The organism is Bacillus sp. GbtcB10 (assembly GCF_019091365.1).
Taxonomy (GTDB): Bacteria; Bacillota; Bacilli; order Bacillales; family Bacillaceae; genus Bacillus; species Bacillus altitudinis.
Window position 1 is genome coordinate 869,808 of the sequence record NZ_JAGXJP010000001.1, and the last position, 25,754, is coordinate 895,561.

Below are 25,754 nucleotides of genomic sequence, written 5' to 3' on the forward strand. Positions count from 1 at the left end.
AACCGGTCCAACCGGGGCCACAGGTTCAACAGGAATAACTGGTCCAACGGGAGCCACGGGTTCAACAGGAATAACCGGCCCGACTGGAGCCACGGGTTCAACCGGTGCAACGGGTTCAACCGGAGTAACTGGCCCAACGGGAGCCACGGGTCCAACGGGAGTAACTGGCCCAACGGGAGCCACGGGTTCAACCGGAGTCACGGGTCCAACGGGAGCCACGGGTTCAACAGGAATAACCGGCCCGACTGGAGCCACGGGTTCAACCGGTGCAACGGGCACAACTGGTGCCACAGGTCCAACGGGAGTAACTGGTTCAACCGGAGCCACAGGTGACACAGGTCCAACCGGTACTAGTTTAACAACTAACTCGATGTACGCATCCAATACGTCGGGAAGTACGGTGCTGGTTGTTTTAGGCGGAACGGCAGTGACGCTGCCTAATAACCAAAGTTTAGATGGATTTACTGTAAGTGGTGGGAATACGGTGTTTACTGTACCTGTTTCAGGGAGGTATTTCATCACGTATCAAATAAACACAAACGCTTCACTGCTTGCAGGAGCAAGGGTAATTAACAACGGAACACCCATAGCAGGGTCTATTTTATCACCCGCTTTATCTACATCTACCTACAACGTATCTCTCATTACAACACTTGCAGCAGGGAATCAAATTTCTCTTCAAATATTCGGTTTAGTCGCAACCGTAGTATTACTTGGCGGGGGATCTGTTGGAGCGGCATTAACCATTATCAGATTGGAATAAATCCAAAAAGCCCAATAAGGGCTTTTTTTTCAATTCAACCGTGTCCTTTAATAGAAAAAAGACGGAATTTTTAGTGTATGCATCATTGACTAGGAGAAAGAAACGCAATAACGAAGGAATCGGTTATTGAAGATTCAAGTGATTCATATTAAAATGATGTCAAATGGACTAATTAGCAATTGCTAATAGAAGTTCCATATTTAGTGAAATCATGTGGTGTAGCTGAAGGTGATTGGGGGTGTAGAATGAGCAAAGTTCCTGTGGCGGAATTGGCATCACTATTAAATGACTGGAACATGGAAATCAAAAAAGATCATGCAGATGAGGCAGAACGGCTATTTGCTAAAGCGAAACAGGCAGTAGAGGAAATTGATGATGCTGACATCCTCATGTATTATTCTCTTCTAGAGAAAAGGCATCATATTCTGATGTACAATTTAAGAGGGCAAAAAGGCAATGTTTCAACGAAAAGTATAGAAGGCCATTATGGGAAAAAAGATGATGATTTGTCTAATCGCCTTGCTTATTATTTTGATTTTTATGAGGGTGTGTATGAACAGCATCAGGGGAATTATGAGGTTGCATTACAGATGTATCAAAGTGCGGAAAAGCTCTTAGATAAAATTCCGAGTGAAATTGAACGCGCTGATTTCGATTTTAAGGTCGCGTGGCTTTACTATCGCCTGAGTCATATTATGCTTTCATTAAGTTATATTCGCAGGGCTCTACACGTCTATAAACGTCACAAGCAATATGAAAGAAGAACTGCACTTTCATATTCTCTTATTGCAGCCAACCTTACAGAGATTGGCAGGTACGAAGAAGCGCTTGAGAATTATCGTTTGGCGGAAGAGGTGTTGACGAGCGAACAGGATGATTTTATGCTGGCTCAGCACCATCATAATGTGGCCATTTTATATTCATTTTGGAATAAACCGAAAGAATCCATCAGCCATCTTGAAAAAGCATTGTCTCATCAAGAGTATTATGATTCAGATTTCTTTTTCCATTCTACGTATCTGATCAGCCGGGAACTCTGTGTGATTGGTGAAAAGCAGCGCGCAAGCCAGTATATAGAGGCTGCATATGCACGAATAAAAGATGCTTCTCATGAAGTGTTTCAGCTCAAAATAGGCATCGTACATGATCTTTACTTAACGAATGTGCCACAAAGATTTCAGCAAATTAATGAGAAATTAAGAAAGTTAGAAGAAAAGAATGAATATCATGAAGTGAAAGAGCTTTCTCACTTTGCTGCAAAGTATTGTGAAAAGCAAGCACTTTATGAGCAGTCTGTTTTTTACTTGAATAAAAGTTTAGAAGCGGATTTACATATGAAAAGAATGGGGTTGATATAAGATGAAAACAGGATTAAAAGTATTATTCGTTGTGGGTTTAGCGGTCGCTGCGGCTGTTTTAACTGAAAATGTAGCGGGTTCTTTCGAAGTAGCAGAAAAAATCATTGGTGGTTAATCACCCAATCATATCTCGCCCTTGTTGATGATCATCAGCAAGGGTTTTTTATATGGGTGAAAATAGGCTCTTCTTATTAAACGCTGCAAGAACGTTTAATAAGAAGAATTCGCAACAAAGGGGGTGTGCAAATTTGTTACCTGCTCCATTATTCTAAATAAACATAGGGCAGAGCAACAAGTTAAAAAGGTCACCTTTCTTTGCTTAATTTAATTTTTTGCAGGACTTTTCATTCAAATTTCATCAAATTGGTCTATAGTACATAGAAATTGTTACAAAAGAGGGAACACCGCTCCATTTGTCACGCATATGATGAGATGAAGTGTAAGTTGAAGGCAGGTGATTGTATGGATCCACGGGTGTATGGAGGCTTTCATGGCGGCGGTTTTAGCGGCGGAGCAGTGGGACCTCATATTGGCTTTGGCGGGTATTATGTGAGCCCTGGCGTGTTCTCGGGCTTAGGAGGTTACCCTGGATATGGAGGGTTCGGGACGTTTTCTGGATATTCTCCATATGGCTCCACATTCATTATGGGGCGTCCTCCTGGTTTTTATGTAAGAAGTTATTAATGTTTCATCACAGTGATTGAAATAGCCATCTAAGATTGGCTATTTCAATTGGTGAAAGTGCTTAAATGTAGCTGTGATCACAATAACCCCTAGGATGCAAATAGGCAGCCAAATGATGATAAACGGATCGTAAGCATCTGTATACGCAGCTAAAGCAGCACCTAGGCAGTAAAAGACAATAGAACCGATTCGCAGCAAGCTCACATGCTGAATAGGGGCTTTTCTTTTTTCCCGATTTGATAAGCGTTGCGCCAAATCTTCAAATAAGTTAGCAAGTGTACTCGTTAAAACTGTTGTAGAAATGCCAGCGACATTTAATTTGCGTGCGGCCGCCGTTTGCATGCCCATCGCCATACTTAAAAGGATAATCAGCATAAAATAAGCACCTTGCGTATAAGGAAAAATGGTCATAAGAGCAAATAGAAGCAAGATGATGACTTCTATGATAAAGATGCGTGTAACGGCTTTTGGCCAAAATGTTTTTTCTTGTTTTCCACCTATGACAACAGCTAGTAAAACACCTAGAACAAATCCGCTAAGTGCCGTGATGGAATGAAGAGCGGTTAACTGCAATGAACTGCCTGCTGCAATGCCAAGCAGTACAATATTTCCCGTCATATTTGCTGTAAACACATGCCCCAGGCTTAAATAGCCAATAACATCCACTATTCCTGCGGTAAGACATAAGAACATCAGTGCAATGTTTCGTATTGAGTGTGCGGTCAAAATGGTCATCCCTTTCTTCCTCTCTAATGAATAAGTGTAACGCTTAATGACCGCGTGTGTCCATTTTATGAGCTGGTAATATGTCCTGCAGCTGATATAAAACTTGTCGAAAAGAATCATCATTCACATGGTGCCTCATTTTCCGGAATGGATCGCCTTTTTCCTTTAGACGTTTTATAACAGCCGGCATCGTAAATAAAGAAGGGTGACATTCTTCGCTATTTAATTCTTCCCATTCAATCGGTGTTGCAACAAGTCCGAGCTCGTTTCCTCTCGGGGAATACGGGGCGATGATTGTTTTTCCAGCATCATGTTGAAGGTAGTCTAAATATAAACGGTTGCCGCGGTTTTTCTTTAGACGCTCTAGCGTAAACAGCTCGGGTGCTTGTTCGCATAAAAATTGGCAGATGAACGCAGTGAATTGTCTAGTTTGTTCATATGTGAAGGCATTTTTCTTCAATGGGATATAAACTTGTAGCCCTTTCCCACCACTTGTTTTAATAAATGCGGTGAGAAAGAGTCCATCTAAAATGGCCTTGATTCGTTTGGCTGCTTCTATTGCTAGGTGAAACTCTTTAACAGAAGGCGGATCTAAATCAAATACAATTTCTACAGGCCGATCTGTATCTCTCGTTTCAAAAGGAATATGAAATTCCATCGCCAGCTGGTTACCAAGCCAAAGCAACGTATTAGGATCATTACAGATTGTGTAAGACATATCGTGCGCTTGATCTGTCTCAACAAAATCAGGCGCATAATCGGGCGTTGCCTTTTGATAAAAAGATTCTCCACCAGTGCCATGAGGAAAGCGTATTAACGTAAGACGTCTTTCACGTAAAAAAGGTAATAAACAGGAAGCGGCTTGCCTCAAATAAAGTAAGTAATCTGCCTTTGTGATATGAAGGGCAGGTACAACCGGTTTCTCTGGGTGGGTGATATCAATCATAGCTGGGAGTGGATAAAGTTGTTTGAGCATGTGTTGAAAGGTACACGTTGCTGGATCTGCATCGAATAAAAACGAAGAAAACCGGGGCTCTCGTAAGGCTGATCCATCAAAAGAGATACAGGCAATCTTTGCGACAATGGATGGTGGGATTTCATAATGTGATGCTTCAGTCATTTGACCTTTGGTTAGAAATAAGGTACGCAGGGTTTGTTCTTCTTCTTTAGAAAAACCATGCTTAAATTGGACAACCTCTATGAGATTCGTTTCTTGATAAAGACATCCTTGAAAATAGCCATTGTCTTTATCAAAACGAGTCACGATGACAGATACATACCGCCAATTTTTGATTTTGAGCCATTCTTTCGATCGGGTATGTTCCTGCCATTTACTCATCTTCTTTTTAGCAACTAATCCTTCCGCTAAATATGTCAGCATGATTTTTTTCATGTCATCAGGGCTGCTATCGGTTTGGATGATTTGAAGAAGAGAGGGGTGATTCAGCTGAACGGAGGGAGGAAGATTTGCTGCTTGGAACACCTCATGCAGCTCAGCTTTTCTTTCAATCAGCGGTAAATCAACGAGGGATTTCCCTTTGCATCTCAATAGATCAAATGCAATCAAATGACATGGAAACCGCTTAGCCTGGCGTTGAATGGTTTCTGTGTTTTTCAGGCGGCCTCTTTGCTGAACCTTTGTAAAGTCGCTTTCTTGTTCACTCAGTAAAAAGACCAATTCTCCATCTAGGGTCAGCGGTAAAAAAGGTGCAAGCTGCTTTGTTAGTTGCTGGCACTGATCAATGACTTCAGGAAATTGTTTGTTTAATCGTTTTCCCGCTCTGCTCTCTAAATGGATGGTGTCTATTTCCCAAATAAGAATGGCCCTAAAGCCGTCATATTTTAATTCATACAGCCAGTCTGCTCCAACAGGAATATCATGTGCAGACGTTAAACGCATCGGTTTCATTGTGTTTTTCACTTCCTTACATCATGTGTTCTTATGGTGGGATGAAATTTTCATAAACATACATAACTCTGATGAAAACATTACATAGTAAGGAGAAAAGAACGGAGGCGTTACGATGCATACAGTATGGAAGGGCGGCATTAGCTTCGGACTGGTGAATATTCCAGTCAAGCTGTTTACCGCTACAGAAAACAAAGATATTAAATTAAGACAGCTTCATAAAGAATGCCATACGCCAATTAACTACAAAAAGGTTTGTGCTAACTGCGGCGAGGAGGTAGCGCCAGAGCAAATTGTAAAAGCGTACGAGTATGCCAAAAATAAATTCATTGAATTGGATGAGGAAGAACTCGAAAGGTTGAGAAAAGAAAATGAAGAAAAAGCCGTCGAAATCATTGATTTTGTGAAGATAGAAGAAATCGACCCCATCTATTATGAAAGAAGTTATTTTCTATCTCCAGATACCGGCGGAGCAAAGGCTTATTCATTATTAAGAAAAGCGTTGCAAGAATCAGGGAAAATCGGTGTAGCCAAGATCATGATTCGCTCAAAGGAGCAATTAGCGATTGTTAGGTGCTACGAACATATTTTACTAATGGAAACCATTCATTTCCCTGACGAAATTAGGCAAGTATCAGACGTCCCCAATATCCCGCAAGAGGAAAACATCGTGAAGAAAGAGTTAGATACAGCACTCCTTTTAATTGAGCAGCTGACCACCACATTCGATCCAGCCGCTTATCGCGATGAATACAGAGAGCAGCTGATGAATGTCATTGGAGACAAAATTTCTGGAGAACATACCGTTCAACCAGCAACGACAGGTAAAAAAGAGGCTTCATCCAATGTCACTGATTTGATGGCCGCTTTGCAGGCTTCTATCGATCGATCAAAACCAGAAAAAACGAAAAAAGCAGCACCTAAGAAAAGAAAAGCACCCGCTAAAAAAGAAAAGAATGCATAAAGAAAAGACCGCTCCCCAAAGGGCGGTCTTATTTTGGCTTCACCACATCCTGAATCGTCCCGTCTGTTCGGTGGATGACAACTGCTGTTCCTTTTTTAGATGAAATCTCTTTCGCGCGGTCGATGGCTTCCTGTTTCGTTTCTTTTACCTCACTTGCACGCTTCGCTTTTTCAGTTTGAACCGCCCAGCCTTCATCATGTTTCACGACATGCTGCGCATGATCCATGAGCTCAGGTCGTGCAGAGCTGCTTTTCTTAGAAGGAGTCACAGAACCATGAGAGTGAAAGTCCTCCATTTCTTTTTCCGTCGCATTCTTTTTCCACTCTTTCGCTTGATTGATCGCAATTGGAATCGCTCTACCTTCTTCATAGCCTTCCTGCACCATTTTGTTGGAAATCTCAAGTGCTTTTTTTCGAATGACTTTGTCTAGTGATTGGAATGAAGCTGGATAATCTTCCATTGTCCAAGGCATATTGAACGCTCCTTTCTTTTATTTGAACACCTTCCCCCATATGCAATGGATCAAACATTTAACCATCTCAATCCAATGGCTTGGTTGAAATACATCGTTTTGCTGAGGAAGAATGTTTTCAATTCCTGCACAATAGAAGATAGTAAAGGAGTGATTGAAATGATGATGAAAGGCTTGTATGAAGCACATTTACCTGTGAGTGATTTGAAGGCATCCATTTCTTTTTATGAAAAATTGGAATTAACACTTGCTCATGAAAATGAACGAGTGGCTTTTCTATGGATTGAGAAAGGAAAGAGCTGGCTTGGCTTATGGAAGGCTGATATATCCACTATTCCATATCATCCAGCCACTCGACATGTTGCGTTCCAAATAGAAACATCCAGCATTGAGCAGATCAAAGAATGGCTGATAGAAAAAGGGATCAGCATTCATCCGATGTTTGGTTTTTCGGAAGAGCAGCAGCCTTTAGTTCTTGATAATCCACCACAATTTCATGCTGCCATTTACTTTCTTGACCCAGATGGCAATTTGCTTGAATGCATAGCACCGCTTGAAATTGATGCAGGAGAAAATCATGAGATGATGACATTTGAAGATTGGGAAAGAAAGAAACATCCGTTTATTGATTGACAAAACCGCTCATTGTAACTATATTGATTACAACGGTGGTGAAGGAATGTGAAACAAATTAGCAGCAGGTATACCATTGCTGTTCATATCTTGTCTTTTATTGCGGGTGTTTCAAAAGAGTGCACAGGGGATTTTATTGCAGAAAGTGTCAATTCGAATCCAGTCATTATCAGAAAAATGATGGCTATGCTCAAAAAGGCGGATCTCATTGAGATTCGCCGAGGAGTTGGCGGTGCTTCCTTAAAAAGGCCGGCAGAGGACATTACTCTACTAGATGTGTACCGGGCTGTGGATGTAAGCGCAAATGAAGAGTTATTTAACTTTCATCAACCAGTCATTGCATGTCCAATTGGTCAAGCCATGGATACGAGACTGCGGCAAGAACTTAAAGAAGCACAGTCCGCACTTGAGCATCATCTTAAACAAGTGACAATTAAGCAATTATTAATCGAGGCGGAGTAGAAAAAGCTCATACATAGAGCTTTTTTTACCCCTTTGTTGTAACCATTTTGATTATAACGAATGATCTGATGCAAGAAACCAGCTGCTTCATACATGAAACATCACCGTTGAACGAAAAATGAGGAGGTCAAATCAATGACATTATTAGTGACAGGTGCAACAGGACAACTTGGATCGCTCGTCGTCAAACATTTGCTCGCAAAAGTACCAGCTGAACAATTGGCGGTCAGTGTTCGAGATCCGCAAAAAGCAGTCCATCTAAAGGAAGCTGGGGTGGATGTGCGCAAGGGAGACTTCACACAGCCGGATACACTTCAATCAGCGTTTCAAGGGATTGATCGCCTTTTGATCATTTCGTCTGGGGATGGAGACCGCGTGAAGCAGCATATCAATGCCATCCAAGCAACGAAAGCAGCGAATGTGTCATTTATTGCTTATACAAGTGTTGTCAATGCAAGAGAAAGTCAGCTTAACCTAGCACATGACCATGCAAAAACAGAAGAAGCGATTTTGGCCTCTGGCATACCTCATGTTTTTCTAAGAAACAATTGGTATGTGGAAAATGAAAAAGATACGATTCTGGCATCAGTGAACGGAGCGCCGTTTATCAGCCCAATTGGTGAAGGTAAAGTCGGCTGGGCAACAAGAAATGACTATGCAGAAGCAGCAGCAAATGCGTTAACACTGCCGGCACATGATCAGGAAATCTATGAATTGTCAGGACCGCTTCGCACACACACTGAACTTGCACAAATGGTCAGCAAAGTGAGCGGGAAAGAAATCAAAGTAGAGCACATGGATGTAGATACATTTGGAGAATTTTTAGCGTCAAATGGTGTACCGAAAGAAGCTGTTCCATTTGTCAAAGCGATGCAAAGCGGAATTCGCGATGGGGCATTAGCAGTCGAAAGCCATGATTTCGAAAAACTATTAGGCCGTTCTTTAACACCTATTGAAGATAGAATACGAGAAATGATGTCAAACTAAACAATTAAAAACGCCCTGTAAAAGGGCGTTTTTTCTATCCTTGTTGATCCGTTATTTTGAAAATATAGGTGTAATGTCCATTTTGTCGTACATATTCTTGTATGTAGATGTTAGAATTTTATGAGATGATTCCAACAAATGAATGACGCTTACTTTATTATGAAATACATTATTCAAGATATTCATTTTGTTTTAATCCTATTAAATAGCAGGATGTGATGACATGTTACGCAAAGCCTTTCTCTCTTATTTGACTGCCAGTATGATCACAATCATCGTCATTATGATTGAACTCGGTTTTCGTTCAGCCGTTGTTTCACCATTTGTTTTACTTGATTCGAACAAAGAAAGCAACCCAAAAGTATTCGTCGCTCATTCGCTATATCAGGGTGACGTTTTATTAACCTATCAAGACGGTTCTTTCAATGGCCCTTCAGAAGCATCCCTTCAATTAAGTGGAAAGAACATAAATCTCACACAGATCCCATCTGCGAATGGAATCAGTATGATTGAAACAGACAAAATAATGAATGATAAGGCATTGGTTTTTCTAAGAAAAGGTTTTGTACCTATCCATGATGATACGATCATGATGGAACAGGTAACGCAAAATCCCTTCTTTTCTACATACAATCTAACGAATCTAACAGAAACAACTAAGATCAACACAAACTTTAAGCATAGCATTACATTTGTTACATTCATGACTTTAATGGGAATTCTTTTGCCCGCTTTGTTATTTTTCCTTTTTAACCTTCACGAATCGATGAAAAACCTATTCACATTATTCATTCCCTTTGTTCTAGCCATTTTTCTTCCCTTGGGATTAAATTATTATTTCTTAATGGGATACGTGCTATCTGTTACAGGATCTTATGTGTTGAGTATGATTCTCTCTATACTTGTGCCTAGTTTCCTGTCAGTCTTATTGACAGCTTATTCATTTGAGTATGTGACAAAAGATTCTTCTGATGTAGTAGGAGAAAATGAAGACACTTTAGGGAATTCATTCTTCCTGAACGTTAGGGAGCAAGCCGTTTTATTTGGTGCTATCACATTATCCTTGATATATTTCGGCTCTTATTTAGTCATGCCTTTGGCGTTTCAAGCGAAGGTTATGGATCATCTTTTTCTATTTTGTGCTTGGTATTTCGCCCTAGTCATCTTATTTATTATGGGTTACTCATTCATTCAAAAAATGATAAATAAGTATGAAATCTTACGGACGGACGAATTCATAAATATTTGCAAAGATATTGAGCATAAAACGAACCAAAAGGTAAATATATGGGTGAAAAAAGACTCACAACATGATGTGAATGCCTGGATATATTCATTTCAACTTCCATTTAGAAGAAAAGTCAATCTATATGTGACGGAAGGGTTATTAGATAAGTTTGATAGAGAGGAAATTCGTGCGATCTTATTCCACGAAATGGGACATGTAAAATTAAAACATGCGCATTTCACCATTTACCTCACTGTGATTGTCACCTTACTTATGGGAATCAGTATGTACTATGCCAGACAGGTGATGCTTGCCAATGGTTGGTGGCAATATATTTTGTTGTTCCCAGCAGGGTTATTGATCATGATATTTATGACGGAGTGGTTGCCAAAGAAAATGAGTCGCTTATTTGAGATTCAGGCGGATCGCTTTGCTGTTCACCATCTTGAGAATCAAACTCTATATCTCAATACTTTGATAAAATTAAGTCATTTGATTGAAGAAGATGGAGATGACGGAAGAAAATCTGAATGGCGTGAAAGTCATCCTTCTTTTGAAAAACGAATTCATCACATAAAGAAAATCATGAAGTGAAGGCGGTTTGTGTGAAAGACGACACTTCCTTCGGTAGTATGAAGAAATAAAAACATGAATGTTCTCAAACGCCCTGTAAAAAGGGCGTTTTTTCATGTATCACACAAGCATGATGTCCAAATTTTAGACAAATCCGTTCGTTGAAATTTCAGAAATTTGGGATTAAAATGAAATGAAGGTCCATTATTCAGTCATCAGATGACCGGACATAAATCAAGGTGCAGCAAAAGAAAGGAAGTTCGCCGATGAGAGTCAGTTTATTTGTCACCTGTTTAATTGACACTATGCAGCCACATGTAGGAAAGGCGACTGTTGAGGTGTTAGAGCGGCTTGGTGTTGAAGTGGAATTACCTGAAGCACAAGTGTGCTGCGGGCAGCCCGCCTTTAACAGCGGCTATACAAAAGAAACAATCAAAGCGGCCAAAAATATGATGAAAGCCTTTGAATCAGCTGAATATGTCGTCACACCATCAGGTTCTTGTAAGGCCATGTTTTTAGAATATCCGCACCTTTTTAAAGAAGACCGAGCGTGGTTCGCCCGTGCTCAGGCACTTGCTGAGAAAACATATGAATTAACGGAATTTATTGTTGATATATTACATGTAACAGATGTAGGTGCGAGTTTGAAAGGAAAAGCCACCTATCATACCTCCTGCCATATGACGAGACTGCTTAGAATTAAGGAAGCGCCTCTCACACTGTTGTCAAATGTCAAAGATTTGGTGATGGAACCATTGCCTCGCGCTGAAAATTGCTGCGGATTTGGAGGAGCTTTTTCAATCAAAATGACACCCATTTCTGAGCAGATGGTCGATGAAAAAGTACAAAGCATAGAGGAGACAGGCGCTGAATATATCATTGGTGCTGATTGTGGATGTCTGCTCAATATCGGAGGAAGACTGAATCGTCTTCATAAGCCAGTCAAAGTGATGCATATCGCAGAAGTGTTGAATAGCCGCTGAAGCTAAGAGGGGGAACGGCACATGAGTATGAAAATTGGAGAGAAGGCTTTTAAAGAGCGGATCGGCGAAGGATTAGAAGACGCTGTGATGAGAGGAGCTGTTTCTTCGGCACAGGAGCGTCTGTATAAAAGGCGGATGACTGCAAGTGAAGAGCTTGGAAACTGGGAAAGGTGGCGTGAACTTGGAGAGGACATCAGGCAGCATACACTGGCCCATCTTGATGACTATTTATATCAATTAAGTGAGAGCGTGAGTAGACGTGGAGGTCATGTGTTTTTTGCAAAAACAAAGGAAGAGGCATCAGCGTACATTCAAGATGTAGCACAAAAAAAAGCAGCAAAAAAGATCGTGAAATCAAAATCAATGGTCACAGAAGAAATTGAAATGAATCAAGCGCTAGAAGAGATTGGCTGCGAGGTAGTTGAAAGCGATCTTGGAGAATATATTCTTCAAGTTGATGACCATGAACCACCTTCACATATCGTGGCACCAGCCCTTCATATGACGAAAGAACAAATACGGGAAGTTTTTCACGAAAAGCTTGGATATGATATGTCAGAGACTCCTGAAGAAATGACCAAATTTGTAAGAGCTTTGTTACGAGAAAAATTTCTTGAAGCAGATATTGGTGTGACGGGCTGTAACTTTGCTGTGGCTGACACAGGATCGATTTGTCTTGTGACGAATGAAGGGAATGCGGATCTTGTCACGTCTATTCCAAAGACACATATCGCAGTCATGGGGATGGAGCGGCTTGTACCAACGATGGAGGAGCTCGATGTCCTTGTCGGTCTATTGTGCAGAAGCGCAGTCGGTCAAAAGTTAACAAGCTATATCTCTGTCGTGGGACCAAAAGGAGAAGGAGAGGTCGATGGACCAGAAGAGTTTCATTTGGTCATTGTGGATAACGGACGGTCAAATATATTAGGGACGGAATTTCAGCCAGTTTTGCAATGTATTCGGTGTGCAGCCTGTATCAATGTGTGCCCCGTTTATCGGCATGTTGGCGGTCATTCGTACGGATCAATTTACCCGGGTCCGATTGGTGCTGTTCTTTCGCCGCTACTTGGAGGATATGACGACTACCAAGAGCTTCCTTTCGCCTCAAGTTTGTGCGTAGCCTGTACAGATGCTTGTCCAGTGAAAATTCCACTTCACGAATTATTAATCAAACATCGACAAGTCATCGTTGAAAAAGAGGGGAGAGCGCCTAAAGCGGAAATGATGGCAATGAAAATGTTCGGAATGGGCGCATCCACTCCTAGAATGTATCGATTTGGAACAAAAGCAGCCCCTGTGCTCTTGAAACGTATGGCTTCAAACGGACAGATTTCAAAAGGTGCGGGTCCTTTAAAGAATTGGACAGAAATTCGTGACCTCCCAGCGCCAAGCAAAGAAAGGTTTCGGGATTGGTTTAAAAAGAAACAAAAGGAGGAGCGACAATGAAAGGAACCATTTCTCATCGGGATCCATTTTTAGCACATATCCAGCAACAATTAGGCAAAAGCTCCTCCAAGCCTGCATCTATTCGGCGTCCGGTTTGGAAGCATCGAGTCAATTGGGAAACAAATGAAGGTCTGTCGAAAGAAGAATTGGTAGAGCAATTGAAGGTGCAATGTCAGCAAATTCATACGAAAGTGGTAGAAACAACGCCAAAAGAAGCACCCTCAACGTTACGATTATTGATGAAAGAGTATGGAGAAGGTCCTGTGATGACTTCGAGCGATAGACGTTTTGCACAATATGAATGTCATCCTATGTTTCAAGCCTTGCGGAAAGAAGGAATCTCAGTCACTAGCTGGAATGCAGATACATCAAGAGAAGAAAATATAAGGCGGGCAGAACAAGCGAAATATGCAGTGGTATTCAGCGATTACACACTTGCAGAATCCGGAACCGTTGTTCTTTCCTCCCATCAAGGTCAAGGGAGAGCACTTCATTTTTTACCGATGATGTATATCGTATGTATTGAAAAAAGCACAATTGTCCCGCGGATGATTCATGCTGTTTCAGCTCTTCATCGCCTAGTAGAAGAAGGAGAGCAGACGAAAGGCGCCATTCATTTTATATCAGGTCCAAGTAATTCTGCCGATATTGAAATGAATTTAGTCGTTGGTGTTCATGGGCCGGTGCGGGCTGTGTATGTATTAATAGATGATGAATGAGGGCTTTCGTGAAGAAAGCTTCAGCGTGTAGGCAAACCCTCGCATTCGGTGTCAGTCCTGCGCTTCGGTGCTCACGAATGTTAAATTCGCTCCGCGCCGATGCTCATCCTTCCTAGGACTGCAAAGGTTTTCTATCACGCTGAAAAGAAGACAAAGGGCTAAAATCAAGTTCATTTTAGCCCTTTGTCAACAATCTGGGGCTTTCGTGAAGAAAGCTTTTTTTATGTAAACATTCTTAAAATTCATCTTGCCTCTAGGCGAATGGTCATAGTAAGATGACGTCATACAAGATGAGAAGCTCATCTACTGCTGATGTAAAGGAAGCTGCTAATGGAAATGAAGACAAATGCTCCAAAGAAGTCGATTGCGGTGCCGCTTGTGATCTCCATCATTGCGATTTCGTTTTCGGCCATTATTGTGAAGTGGTCAAGTGCGCCTGCTGCTATTTTAAGTATGTATCGAATGATATTTGCGGCGGTTTTGATGCTTCCCTTTATTCTGCCGCGTCAAAAAGAGCTTGTCTCGTTAAAGCGGAGAGACTGGTTTTTCTTATGTATGTCAGGTTTCTTTTTAGGGCTCCATTTTGTTTTGTGGTTCGGCTCATTGAAGCTCACCACAGTGGCGAGCTCTACAATCATCATTGCACTTCAGCCGATGGTGTCATTATTAGGCGGATTTCTCATTTTTCGTGAACGAACAACGAAGTCAGCCATTTTCACAATGTGTGCGGCGATTGTTGGTGCGCTCATGATTGGATGGGGGGATATCGGACATAACCAAGACGCCATTATAGGAGACATTTTATCCTTTTTCAGTGTAATCGCTGTTGTTTGTTATTTATTAATCGGTCAACAAGCTGTGAGAAAGATATCTCATTGGATTTATAGTTTTTGTGTATTTGGTTTTGCCGGCCTTTTTTTAATTTTATTTAACCTTATACAGCAAACGCCTTTTGTAGGCTATTCGGGTAAAGAATGGGGGATTTTCTTACTGCTCGCCATTATCCCTACCATGTCCCATGTGATTAATAACTGGCTGTTAACCTATGTGAATGCGACAACTATTTCAATGAGTATTCTAGGCGAACCTGTTGGGGCAACGATACTCGCTGTTTTACTGCTTGGAGAGAAAGTCACGCTGCTACAAATGTTCGGTGGTCTTCTTGTTCTTTTAGGTGTCTTTTTCTTTTTGATGCAGCAGCGACAAGGGATCGTGATGAAAACAAAAAAATCCGGTTAACTCCCGGATTTTTTTACTCTTTTAAATGATTTTTTTCAATTACTTTGTTTAATCTAGCCTCGACTTTCTTCAATTCCACTTGTTTTCTTCTTATCATTCGAATCGCGATGACAACGATGGTCACGATCAATGCGATGAATAGAAGAGAAAATACTTGAAATACAATATCCCCAATATTGAATGCAGCCCTCTCTTCATTAGACATATGTAACCCCTCCCTTTCGATATCTATATATTACCATATTCAATAAAAGATTGAGATTTATCCATAATTTATCTATAATAGGTAAAATATCACTCATTAAAGGAGAACCATTATGAGAACTTTAGTCCTTTTACGAGGTCTCCCAGGTGCAGGTAAATCAACTTGGATCAAAGAACAAGGCTTAGAACCATATACATTATCAGCGGATCAGATCCGTCTGTTAACCCAGCCTCCGCAGTTATCAGTCAATGGGAAACCAGAAATTTCAAGCAAACATGATCATAAAGTCTGGTCTTTATTATTTGAACTCCTCACAGCCCGAATGGAACGAGGAGACTTTACTGTCATTGATGCAACACATGTCACAAGTAAGTCCATTTCGCAGTATAAATCATTAGCTACTTCATACCGCTATAGAGTGTATGTCGTCGATTTTACGCAAGTGCCTCTTGAAACAGCCTTGCTGCAAAATCGCTGTCGAGAGCCGCACAAAGTAGTGAAGGAATCTGTTTTATATCAAATGAATGAACGGTTAAAGACAGAGAAGGTGCCTTCATGGGTAACCGTTTTGACGCCTGAGGAATATCCAGCCATTATGACGTATCAGCCCAGGTCTTTTGATCAGTATGAGGCCATTCACGTCTTCGGTGATATTCACGGCTGTTACACAGCTCTAAATACTTATTTGCAAGGAGACTTGAAAGAAAACGAGCTTTATATCTTTGCAGGTGATTTGCTTGATAGAGGAATAGAAAACAAGGAAGTTTTAGAATGGATGCTGGCACATAGAGAATGCCGCAATGTGATCGTCATTGAAGGAAATCATGATCAGCATCTTTACAAATATGCACATGAAGAAAAAGTGAGAAGTAATATGTTTAACCGTCATACTGCGCCTGAAATTGCGGAAGCAGGTTTTGACCTAAAAGAATTAAGGAAGTTTGTCAGAACATTTCATCAGCTCACCTATTTTACGTATCATGGTCAGACATTTCTTGTCACCCATGGTGGGCTTGCCCATTTGCCAGAAGAGCTTCTGCATGTCTCAACGCAGCAGCTTATTCACGGAGTAGGTGAATATTCAGATGACATTGACCACTTATTTGTGCAAAATACTGCTGGATTAGATATCATTCAAATTCACGGTCATCGCAATTTATATAGACTGCCTATCCAAGCGGCGGAAAGATCTTATAATCTCGAAGGTCAGGTTGAATTTGGCGGACAGCTGCGTGTGTTAAAAATCACAGCAGGCGGGATTGAGACACATGAAATTGACAATCCTGTCTACAGAGCTTCTGAAAACAAGCAACCGGTCTTTGTTCAGCCCAATTTGACGCTGGATGATTTTTTAGCCCATTTAGATCAGCATGAATATGTACAGGAATTAAAGCTGCCACACGATATTTCATCTTTTAATTTCACCAAAAAAGCATTTAGTGAAAGACAATGGGATGAAATAAATGTCAAAGCAAGAGGGTTGTTTATCAATATGACTTCAAAGCAGATTGTGTCTAGAAGTTATAATAAGTTCTTTAATATTGATGAACGTCCTGAAACAAGAATGCAGCATTTAGTGAATCATCTTCAATTTCCTGTGACGGTCTATGATAAAGCAAATGGATACTTAGGCACGGTTGGGTTTAACGAAATAAAAGATGAGCTGGTGTTTACGTCCAAATCGTATACGTCACATGTGAAGCAAAATCAGCATGCTGCTTGGGTCGAAGAGCTATTTTATGCGACCTTTGACGATGTGCAGGTCGATTACATCAAATCATACGTACGTGACAACCATGTATCCCTTGTATTTGAAGTCATTTTGCCAGAGAAAGACCCGCATATTATCACATATGATCATGATCAACTCATTTTACTTGATATCGTGAAGCGTCAGCTGAGCTATGAAAAAGAACCATTTGCTGAAGTGAAAAGGCTCAGTGAACAGCTTGGCATGCGGTGCAAACAGCAAGTGGCAGTGTTTCATGATTGGACCTCTTTCTATAAATGGTATCAATCTGTATCACATGATGACACAATCAAAGAAGAAGGTTATGTCATTGAGGATAATAGTGGCTTTATGACCAAGTTAAAGCTTTCTTATTATCAATTTTGGAAGCAAATGCGATCCATTAAACAGCGTGTTGCAGATAAGCGCTCCACCCAAAAATATATGCAGGCTTTGCAAACAGCAGAGCAAGCAAGATTTTATACATGGCTACTCCAGCAAGATCCAGTAAACGTGAGAAACAGCTCAATCATTGAGCTGCGTTCACAATTTGAGCAAACAGAAGCGGCCCATTTGAATAATGACGGAATAAATGCATAGTCTAACAAAGAGTCTTTTCTAAAGAAAAGGCTTTTTTTCATGAAATCGAAAGGTGGAAGCTGAAATGCCAGATCATATTGAAGTCATTCTTCGAACCATATTCGCTTTTGCTATTTTATTCGGCGGTGCCCGTCTTCTTGGAAAGCAAACCATTGCACAAATGAATATTTTTGATTTCATTGCGGCGATCAGTCTAGGTTCAATTGCGGCGAACTTGGCGTTTAATACTACGCTTCCGCTTCATCACACAACCATTTCTTTTGTGACACTTGTGATCATTATTTATGTGATTTCTTTACTTGCTTTAAGAAGCCGGAAGGTGAGAGGTTTTATGGCCGGTAAACCAACGCTTGTGATTCAAAATGGCAAAATCCTTGAAGAGAATATGAAAGGAATGAGGTATACACTTGATTATTTAAATCAACAGCTCAGAGAAAAGAATGTGTTTGACATTAGTGAAGTTGAATTTGCAATGATTGAAACAGATGGGCATATGTCGGTGAAAAAATACCCTTCATTTGATTATGTCACGCGAAAAGATCTTAACCTATGGATGCAGGCAGAGCGTTACATGCCCATTGAAGTCATTATGGACGGAAAGCTCATTTTGAAAAACCTTCATGAAAACCAATTAACGGAGCAGTGGATATATGAAGAAATTCAAAAAAGGCAGCTGTCTTTAAAAGACATTGTTTATGCGGTTCGTTCAAGTAATGGCAGTTTATATATTGATACATATGACGATCACATCCATTCTCCAATTGACCAAGAATGAACATATAGTTCAGTCGACACCCGCGCGTCACAGAACTGCCAATATTTATAAGTCGTTTGGATGTCATCTATCTAGGTATCATTTCTCAATTATTATTATTTTCAAAAAATGTAGTGACGGAGAAAAATAAGTATGTTTAAGTATAAATAGAAGAATTTAAAATATTAATATAATATACATCAAGCGGAATGAACATTCATTCCTGATAAAACGAAAGGAGAGGATGAAATGCCCGCAGCAACTACTGATAAACAGGAGCAGATTATGAAGGCTTCTCTGGACTTATTTATTGAACGGGGTTTTGACGGTACAACGATGCCGATGATTTCGAAAAGAGCCAATGTTGGAGCAGGAACCATTTATCGTTATTTTGATAGTAAAGAAGCTCTTGTGAACATTTTATACCAGCGAAGTCTGACTGCATTTATCGACAAGGTGAATACAAACAGTCCAGACCCTAAAGCAAGCATTAGGGCTTATTTCAAACATGTCTTTTATTGCTTAGTGCTCTTTACAAAAGAGAATCCAAGTGGTCTGTACTTCTTAGAAATTGACAAACGCTCACACTATTTAGATGAGAAAAGTAAAGAGAAGATGCAGCAGCTATTAAATGAGCTATTTCATATTTTTGAAGAAGGCAAAAAGGATGGAATTCATCCAAATCTTTCAGGGAGAACAATTTTATCCATTGTATTTGGAGCGTTCGTTCAGCTTCATAAACAGATTCTAGCAGAGGAAATTGAACCAACGATTGAATTTTTAGAAGATATTGAGCAATGCTTATGGCGTGCCATTAGCGTTGCATCATAAAGAAATAAAGGGAGTGGGCACATGCAACAAACATCAATCATTCCAAAACCAAAAACATACGGACCTTTAAAAAATATTCCTCATATCAAAAAAGGAGAGCTTTCTCAAACCTTTTGGCGGCTGGCAGATGAATTAGGGCCGATCTTTCAGTTTGAATTTTCAAAAGCAACAAGTATTTTTGTTTCCAGCCATGAACTTGCCAAAGAAGTATTTGATGAGAGGCGTTTTGATAAATTCATTGGAAGCAGTCTCAATAAAGTGAGAACATTTTCAGGGGATGGGTTATTTACAAGTTGGACAGAAGAGCCGAATTGGAGAAAGGCTCATCACATCTTGATGCCGGCGTTTAGCCAGCAGGCCATGAAAGGCTACCATGAGATGATGCTCGATATTGCCACACAGCTTGTACAAAAATGGCAAAGAACGGGCCGTGATGAAGAAATTGAAGTAGCAGAGGATATGACAAAGCTCACTTTAGATACGATCGGGCTATGCGGTTTTGATTTTCGATTTAACAGCTTTTACAAAGAAAATCAGCATCCATTTATTGAAAGCATGCTGAATGGCTTAAATGAAGCGATGGATCAAGCAAGTAGATTGCCGGTCGCAGATAAATTAATGATCAAAAGAAGAAAAGAATTTGAACAAGATGTTGAATTTATGAAGCAATTAGTAGATGACATTATTCAAGAACGGAAAAAACAAGATAAAACGGGCAATGATTTACTTTCTCTCATGCTACATGCAAAGGATCCTGAAACAGGTGAACGCCTGTCAGATGAAAATATCCGTTATCAAATCATTACCTTCTTAATAGCAGGTCATGAAACAACAAGTGGATTGTTGTCATTTGCGATTTATTTTTTACTAAAGAATCCAGACAAATTAAAAAAAGCCGTACAAGAAGCAGACGACGTGCTACAAGGCGGACTGCCGACATTTAAGCAGGTTCAAAAACTAAGTTATACGCGTATGGTCTTAAATGAAGCACTTCGCCTCTGGCCGACGGCGCCTACGTTCTCTCTTTATGCGAAAGAGGATACAGTCATTGGAGGGAAATATCCGATCAAAAAAAACCAAAGTGTCAGTGTGCTACTTCCTAAAATACATCGGGATCAAGCGGTTTGGGGGGAGGATGCAGAAGAATTCAAGCCTGAACGTTTTATGCATCCTGAAAAGATTCCACAGCATGCCTATAAACCATTCGGAAATGGCCAGCGTGCATGTATTGGGATGCAATTTGCCCTTCATGAAGCCACGATGGTTCTGGCGATGGTTCTGCACAACCTTGAACTGATTGACCATACGTCGTATGAACTGGATTTAAAAGAATCCCTGACGATTAAGCCGAATGATTTTAAAATCAAAGTACGGCCAAGAAAGCAGCAATTCTTTATGGCGCCTCCGAAAGAAGAACCAACAAAAAGCACGGCATCTGCTGAAGCAAAAATAGCGAGTCATGGAACACCGCTATTGGTCTTGTACGGATCAAATCTGGGCACAGCAAAGCAGATGGCAAACGAATTTGCTGAAGACGGAAAAGCAAAAGGGTTTGACGTGACAACGGCACCGCTTGATGATTATACTCGAAAGTTACCAGAGTCAGGCGCAGTTTTAATTGTAACGGCTTCATACAATGGTCATCCGCCTGACCATGCGAAACAGTTTGTGGATTGGGTGACGCAGGATGAGGAGCAGGATCTATCAAACGTGACATTTGCAGTCTTTGGGTGCGGGGATCGAAATTGGGCGAGCACGTATCAGCGTATTCCTCGTCTGATTGATGAAGCACTTGAAAGAAAAGGGGCGAAGCGTGTAACGGATATTGGTGAAGGCGATGCGGGCGGTGATATGGATGAAGATAAAGAAACATTCCAGAAGACAGTCTTCGATGAGCTTGCAAAAGAATTCAATTTAACCTTGCAGGAGAAACGCCAAGAAAAGCCAAACCTATCCATTGTATATACGAATGAGCTAGTGGAACGTCCTGTAGCTAAAACATACGGTGCCTTTTCAGCTGTTGTATTGAAAAATCAAGAATTACAATCTGAAAAAAGTACCCGCCAAACAAGGCATATCGAACTTCAATTACCTGAAGGCAAGCATTATAAAGAAGGAGATCATATCGGAATCGTGCCAAAAAATAGTGCAACACTCGTTCAGCGAGTGACCGATCGTTTTAAGCTGGATCCCAAGCAGCACATGATACTCTCTTCGGAAAAAGAAGCAAGTCATTTACCATTAAATCAGCCAATTCAAGTCGAAGAATTGTTGGGGTCACATGTAGAGTTGCAAGAGCCTGTGACACGTACTCAGCTAAGAGATCTTGCAAAATATACGGTATGCCCACCTCATCGTATTGAACTTGAACAAATGGCGGGAGACATTTATCAAGAAGCTGTATTAAAGAAGCGTGTGACCATGCTGGATTTACTAGAACAATACGAAGCATGTGAACTGCCATTTGATCATTTCTTAGCCCTTTTACCAGGATTGAAGCCTCGTTATTACTCGATCTCCAGTTCGCCAAAGGTGGATGAAAAGAGGCTTAGTATCACAGTAGCTGTTGTGAAAGGAAAATCATGGAGCGGACGCGGTGAATACGCAGGCGTCGCATCAAACTATTTATGCGGACTGCAAGAAGGAGATGAAGTGGCCTGCTTCCTCCATGAAGCTCAAGCAGGGTTCGAATTGCCGCCTTCTCCTGAAATACCAATGATCATGATTGGACCAGGAACAGGTATCGCCCCGTTTAGAGGGTTCATTCAGGCAAGGGAAGCATGGCAAAATGAAGGGAAGTCGTTAGGTGAAGCCCATCTTTATTTTGGCTGCCGCCACCCGCATGAAGATGATCTGTATTATGACGAAATGCAGCTTGCACAAGAAAAAGGAGTCGTCACCATCCACCGTGCTTACTCTCGCTACGAGGAGCAAAAAGTGTATGTCCAGCACTTCATTAAAAATGATGGAGCCAAGCTCATTGAATTGCTCGACAAAGGCGCCTACCTGTATATTTGCGGGGATGGAAAGGTCATGGCACCAGATGTCGAGGCAACACTTATTGAACTGTATCAGACTGAGAAACAGTGTGCGAAAGAAACAGCTGAACAATGGCTGACATCTCTAGCCAATGACAACAGATATGTAAAAGATGTATGGAGCTGATCACGCTGAAAAGAAGACAAAGGGCTAAAATAAAGTTCATTTTAGCCCTTTGTCAACAATCTGAAACCGCCAAAATGGCGGTTTTTTCTTTTTTCATAGAGAGATCGCTAGAATAAATATTTGGAAGATACGAAACACCTAATTTACAAATGAAATATTTTGTAAAAAATAAGAATATTCTCTCATTTACTCCAATATGAAACAATCGTATCATTTTTGATATAGGACATAAAGGAGGAATATGATGAAAAAGGTGAAAAAATTAATCCCTTCTCTACTCGTTTTTGGTGCTTTAAGTGTGCCTAGTTTTGCCCATGCAGCATCTGATTCAGTACTTACGTCTGATTATGACATGGTGACTTCTGACGGAAAGGTGATTTCTTCAGCTGACTTCCACAACGATATGAAAACCCCCTCATCCTTTGACAAAGTGGATGATCTCTCTTCTACTATTGGCGAAAAAGTAAAACCACTCACAAAATATCTAAAAGACTTTCAAACAAAAGTAGTCATTGGAGACGATGGTAGAACAAAAGTGACGAATACAAGAGTAGCCCCCTATAATTCTATTGCTTATATTACATTTGGTGGATCTAGCTGCACCGGAACACTCATTGCTCCAAACAAAATATTGACAAACGGACACTGCGTCTACAATACAGCCACAAGAAGCTATAGTGCAAAAGGGTCTGTCTACCCAGGCATGAATGACAGCACGGCCGTGAACGGCTCAGCAAACATGACCGAATTCTATGTACCAAGTGGATATATCAACACGGGGGCGAGTCAATATGATTTTGCCGTCATTAAAACAGATACGAACATTGGAAATACGGTCGGCTATCGCTCTATTCGTCAAGTGACAAATCTAACAGGTACAACGATTAAAATTTCTGGATATCCAGGTGATAAAATGAGATCGACTGGCAAAGTGTCACAATGGGAAATGTCAGGTCCAGTCACGAGAGAAGATACGAATCTCGCATACTATACGATCGATACATTTAGCGGAAACTCTGGCTCTGCGATGCTAGATCAGAACCAACAAATCGTCGGGGTCCATAATGCGGGTTATTCAAACGGAACGATCAACGGCGGACCAAAAGCGACTGCTGCCTTTGTTGAATTTATCAACTATGCGAAGGCGCAATAAAAATAGAACAATCAGCTTGTATCCTTTACAGGGGACAGGCTTTTTTTATCGTCAAATGCAGAAAAGTTTCTTTTTTTGTTCATCACTATTTCATATTTAAAAGCTATGCTGAATGAAATAAATGATAAAGAAAGAAGAGATATGAGTGAAAAATAAAAAAATAGATATGATATTGTTGTTGATTTTATTGATTGCAGCTTTTCTCTACACTTATCAAATTTGGCAGAATGACAGTGCCAATCAATATTATTTAGCTGCAGTCAAAAGTATGTCCAAAAGCTTCCATCACTTTTTTTATGCCTCATTTGATGCAGCTGGATTCGTATCAATTGATAAACCACCCGTCGTTTTATGGATTCAAACCATCAGTGCACTTATTTTTGGTTTTCATACATGGAGTGTGATATTGCCGCAGGCACTTGCTGGAGTGGGATCTGTTCTTCTTCTTTATCTCATGATAAAACCGGCTTTCGGTCAAGGTGCTGCAAGGGTGTCAGCGGCCGTTATGGCTCTCACACCAATTGCCGCAGCTGTGAGTAGAACGAACAATATAGACAGTATGCTCGTCTTCACATTACTTGCGGGTACGTATTTCTTAATGCGTGCTGTAAAAAGCGGAAAGATGCGCTGGCTTCTTATGGCCTTCGCTTTGGTAGCGGTAGGATTTAATATGAAGATGCTGCAAGCGTTTATGGTCGTTCTAGCATTTATTTTCTACTATTTCATTTCTGCTCGCGTACCGTTAAAAAAGAAAATTTTCTCTCTCTTATGCTCGATCGTCGTATTAGCCTGCTTATCTCTATCGTGGGCAGTTACTGTAGATATGACAGCTGAAAGTGAGCGCCCTTATGTGGGAAGCAGTCAAACAAATTCAGTGTTAGAACTTGCCTTTGGGTATAACGGCACGGAACGGCTGCTTGGTCAGACGACAGGGAAATCCTTTGGTGACATGAACCAGCAAGCAGGTATGGTGATGCCAGACAATTCTGGATTAGGCGATTCGTCAGAGGATCAGTCAAACAGAAATCAGCCGCCGCCATCCCAAAATCAAATGACGCCACCTCAACATGGTCCAGATGGTGGTTCTCCGCCTGGAAGTGCTGTAGGTCAACAAAGCATGAATATGTATGGCACTGGGAATCCCGGTATATTTCGTTTATTTCAATCTGCATTGTCAGGTCAAATCAGCTGGATGCTGCCGTTTGCTTTGTTTGGACTTTTAGGGATGATCATCAGTTGGTTGAAGGAGAGAAAAGCTCAATTAAATGAATGGAAACAAACGATGTTTTGGACAGCATGGCTGATTCCTGCTGCCGGATTCTTTAGTATTGCGGGTTTCTTTCACCATTACTATCTCATTATGCTTGCCCCGCCTATTGCAGCACTATGCGGCATAGGAGCTAAGAAGATGGGAGAGTTATTTAAGGCAAACAAAGGAGTATCTGCGTATTTGCTTCCAGCAGCAATCGCTGTTACAGCCATCTTCCAAGGGTATATTTTGAGTAACTATACGACTCAAATCAGTAGTATTTGGATGTATGCCATTGCGATTGCGGGAACAAGTATCGCTATCCTATTGCTGATGTACAGAGAAAAACAATTGATCATGAAACGACTGCTCATCACTGCTTTGACAACGCTGTTACTGTTTCCGGGTTTTTGGTCCGCCACCCCAATCATATATGGTGGAAATGCTGTTCTTCCAGAAGCAGGTGTACAGCTGGCTAGTTCACGAGGAGGGAACATGTTTACATCTAGTGTCGATCAAGGCTTACTCACTTATTTAAAGGCTCATCAAACAGGTGAAACGTATTTATTTGCAACGCTTACGACTGTTACCGCAGCGCCATATATCATTGATGAAGATGAGAATGTCATGGCTTTAGGCGGTTTTAATGGGACAGATCCTATTTTGACTGTCAACAAATTAAAAGCACTTATTCAACAAGGAAAGGTGAAATACTTTTTATTACCAGACAATCAGTCATCAGCTAACAGCAAATTGGTGAGTTGGATTAAATCACATGGTACAGTCATCTCATCTGAAGAATATAAACGATCCTCATCAGCTGAAGAGGGGATGCCGTCCGAGATGTCTTCACAAAACGAAACATTATATAGAGTAGATGAAATATCTTAAGTAGAACAAGGCGAATGATGAAGAGATCATT

22 protein-coding genes are annotated in these 25,754 nt (G+C 40.8%); 18 read left to right on the forward strand and 4 right to left on the reverse strand.

Annotated elements, in window-relative coordinates; genetic code table 11:
* From KVT11_RS04630 to KVT11_RS04640, 3 genes are all read left to right on the forward strand, one after another.
* Positions 1–763 (forward strand): BclA C-terminal domain-containing protein (locus tag KVT11_RS04630; RefSeq protein WP_217608983.1); only part of this gene is annotated, 763 nt, incomplete at its 5' end.
* Positions 764–1,008: 245 nt separating this feature from the next.
* Positions 1,009–2,121 carry a response regulator aspartate phosphatase gene (locus KVT11_RS04635; RefSeq protein WP_008343950.1) on the forward strand — a complete coding sequence of 371 codons (1,113 nt, stop codon included), beginning with the start codon at positions 1,009–1,011 and terminating at the stop codon, positions 2,119–2,121.
* A gap of 462 nt (positions 2,122–2,583) precedes the next feature.
* Positions 2,584–2,805, forward strand: a complete 222-nt coding sequence (locus tag KVT11_RS04640) for a hypothetical protein (protein WP_008343948.1) — start codon at positions 2,584–2,586, stop codon at positions 2,803–2,805.
* Positions 2,806–2,844: 39 nt separating this feature from the next.
* Here the strand turns inward: KVT11_RS04640 and KVT11_RS04645 are convergent, their stop codons facing one another.
* Complete coding sequence (locus KVT11_RS04645; RefSeq protein ID WP_008343947.1) at positions 2,845–3,540, reverse strand: YoaK family protein; 696 nt, start codon at positions 3,538–3,540, stop codon at positions 2,845–2,847.
* Positions 3,541–3,574: 34 nt separating this feature from the next.
* Positions 3,575–5,440 (reverse strand): DNA ligase D, encoded by a 1,866-nt coding sequence (locus KVT11_RS04650; RefSeq protein WP_008343946.1) that lies wholly within the window; start codon positions 5,438–5,440, stop codon positions 3,575–3,577.
* Positions 5,441–5,555: 115 nt separating this feature from the next.
* Here KVT11_RS04650 and ku point away from each other — a divergent pair, with 115 nt between their 5' ends.
* Positions 5,556–6,404, forward strand: a complete 849-nt coding sequence (ku, locus tag KVT11_RS04655; protein ID WP_007499384.1) for a non-homologous end joining protein Ku — start codon at positions 5,556–5,558, stop codon at positions 6,402–6,404.
* 28 nt (positions 6,405–6,432) lie between these two features.
* Here the strand turns inward: ku and KVT11_RS04660 are convergent, their stop codons facing one another.
* Positions 6,433–6,876, reverse strand: a complete 444-nt coding sequence (locus tag KVT11_RS04660) for a DUF2188 domain-containing protein (protein ID WP_060832353.1) — start codon at positions 6,874–6,876, stop codon at positions 6,433–6,435.
* Positions 6,877–7,035: 159 nt separating this feature from the next.
* Between KVT11_RS04660 and KVT11_RS04665 the strand changes: the two genes are divergently transcribed.
* The 8 genes from KVT11_RS04665 to KVT11_RS04700 all read left to right on the forward strand — a co-directional run bounded on the left by KVT11_RS04665 (position 7,036) and on the right by KVT11_RS04700 (position 15,146).
* Positions 7,036–7,509: a VOC family protein gene (locus KVT11_RS04665; RefSeq protein WP_076821676.1), complete on the forward strand. Its 474-nt coding sequence runs from the start codon at positions 7,036–7,038 to the stop codon at positions 7,507–7,509.
* Positions 7,510–7,557: 48 nt separating this feature from the next.
* Entirely contained in the window at positions 7,558–7,971 is a 414-nt protein-coding gene (locus tag KVT11_RS04670; RefSeq protein WP_076821674.1) for an Rrf2 family transcriptional regulator, read from the forward strand.
* Positions 7,972–8,106: 135 nt separating this feature from the next.
* Positions 8,107–8,958, forward strand: coding sequence for an SDR family oxidoreductase (locus tag KVT11_RS04675; protein ID WP_144610101.1), 852 nt, complete (start codon positions 8,107–8,109; stop codon positions 8,956–8,958).
* A 283-nt stretch (positions 8,959–9,241) separates the two neighbouring features.
* Entirely contained in the window at positions 9,242–10,780 is a 1,539-nt protein-coding gene (locus tag KVT11_RS04680) for a M48 family metallopeptidase (protein WP_223255620.1), read from the forward strand.
* Between the two features lie 245 nt (positions 10,781–11,025).
* Positions 11,026–11,742, forward strand: a complete 717-nt coding sequence (locus KVT11_RS04685) for a (Fe-S)-binding protein (RefSeq protein WP_008343939.1) — start codon at positions 11,026–11,028, stop codon at positions 11,740–11,742.
* Positions 11,743–11,763: 21 nt separating this feature from the next.
* Positions 11,764–13,188 (forward strand): LutB/LldF family L-lactate oxidation iron-sulfur protein, encoded by a 1,425-nt coding sequence (locus KVT11_RS04690; protein WP_217608984.1) that lies wholly within the window; start codon positions 11,764–11,766, stop codon positions 13,186–13,188.
* Positions 13,185–13,907 (forward strand): LutC/YkgG family protein, encoded by a 723-nt coding sequence (locus tag KVT11_RS04695; RefSeq protein WP_008343937.1) that lies wholly within the window; start codon positions 13,185–13,187, stop codon positions 13,905–13,907. The genes KVT11_RS04690 and KVT11_RS04695 overlap by 4 nt, the downstream gene beginning before the upstream one ends.
* Before the next feature lie 330 nt (positions 13,908–14,237).
* Positions 14,238–15,146 (forward strand): DMT family transporter, encoded by a 909-nt coding sequence (locus KVT11_RS04700; protein ID WP_081114949.1) that lies wholly within the window; start codon positions 14,238–14,240, stop codon positions 15,144–15,146.
* 13 nt (positions 15,147–15,159) lie between these two features.
* Here KVT11_RS04700 and KVT11_RS04705 read toward each other — a convergent pair whose 3' ends face one another.
* Complete coding sequence (locus tag KVT11_RS04705) at positions 15,160–15,351, reverse strand: hypothetical protein (RefSeq protein ID WP_081114950.1); 192 nt, start codon at positions 15,349–15,351, stop codon at positions 15,160–15,162.
* Positions 15,352–15,463: 112 nt separating this feature from the next.
* On the opposite strand from KVT11_RS04705, the gene KVT11_RS04710 reads away from it, so the two are divergent.
* The 6 genes from KVT11_RS04710 to KVT11_RS04735 all read left to right on the forward strand — a co-directional run bounded on the left by KVT11_RS04710 (position 15,464) and on the right by KVT11_RS04735 (position 25,723).
* Positions 15,464–17,680 (forward strand): RNA ligase, encoded by a 2,217-nt coding sequence (locus tag KVT11_RS04710; protein WP_210552447.1) that lies wholly within the window; start codon positions 15,464–15,466, stop codon positions 17,678–17,680.
* A gap of 64 nt (positions 17,681–17,744) precedes the next feature.
* On the forward strand, positions 17,745–18,455 hold the full coding sequence (locus KVT11_RS04715; RefSeq protein ID WP_017359590.1) for a DUF421 domain-containing protein: 711 nt from the start codon (positions 17,745–17,747) through the stop codon (positions 18,453–18,455).
* Between the two features lie 228 nt (positions 18,456–18,683).
* Positions 18,684–19,265: a TetR/AcrR family transcriptional regulator gene (locus tag KVT11_RS04720; protein WP_017359589.1), complete on the forward strand. Its 582-nt coding sequence runs from the start codon at positions 18,684–18,686 to the stop codon at positions 19,263–19,265.
* 21 nt (positions 19,266–19,286) lie between these two features.
* Positions 19,287–22,430: a bifunctional cytochrome P450/NADPH--P450 reductase gene (locus tag KVT11_RS04725; protein ID WP_217608985.1), complete on the forward strand. Its 3,144-nt coding sequence runs from the start codon at positions 19,287–19,289 to the stop codon at positions 22,428–22,430.
* A 244-nt stretch (positions 22,431–22,674) separates the two neighbouring features.
* On the forward strand, positions 22,675–23,583 hold the full coding sequence (locus KVT11_RS04730) for a trypsin-like serine peptidase (protein ID WP_008343827.1): 909 nt from the start codon (positions 22,675–22,677) through the stop codon (positions 23,581–23,583).
* Between the two features lie 145 nt (positions 23,584–23,728).
* On the forward strand, positions 23,729–25,723 hold the full coding sequence (locus tag KVT11_RS04735; RefSeq protein WP_035391939.1) for a glycosyltransferase family 39 protein: 1,995 nt from the start codon (positions 23,729–23,731) through the stop codon (positions 25,721–25,723).
* Positions 25,724–25,754: the final 31 nt, after the last annotated feature.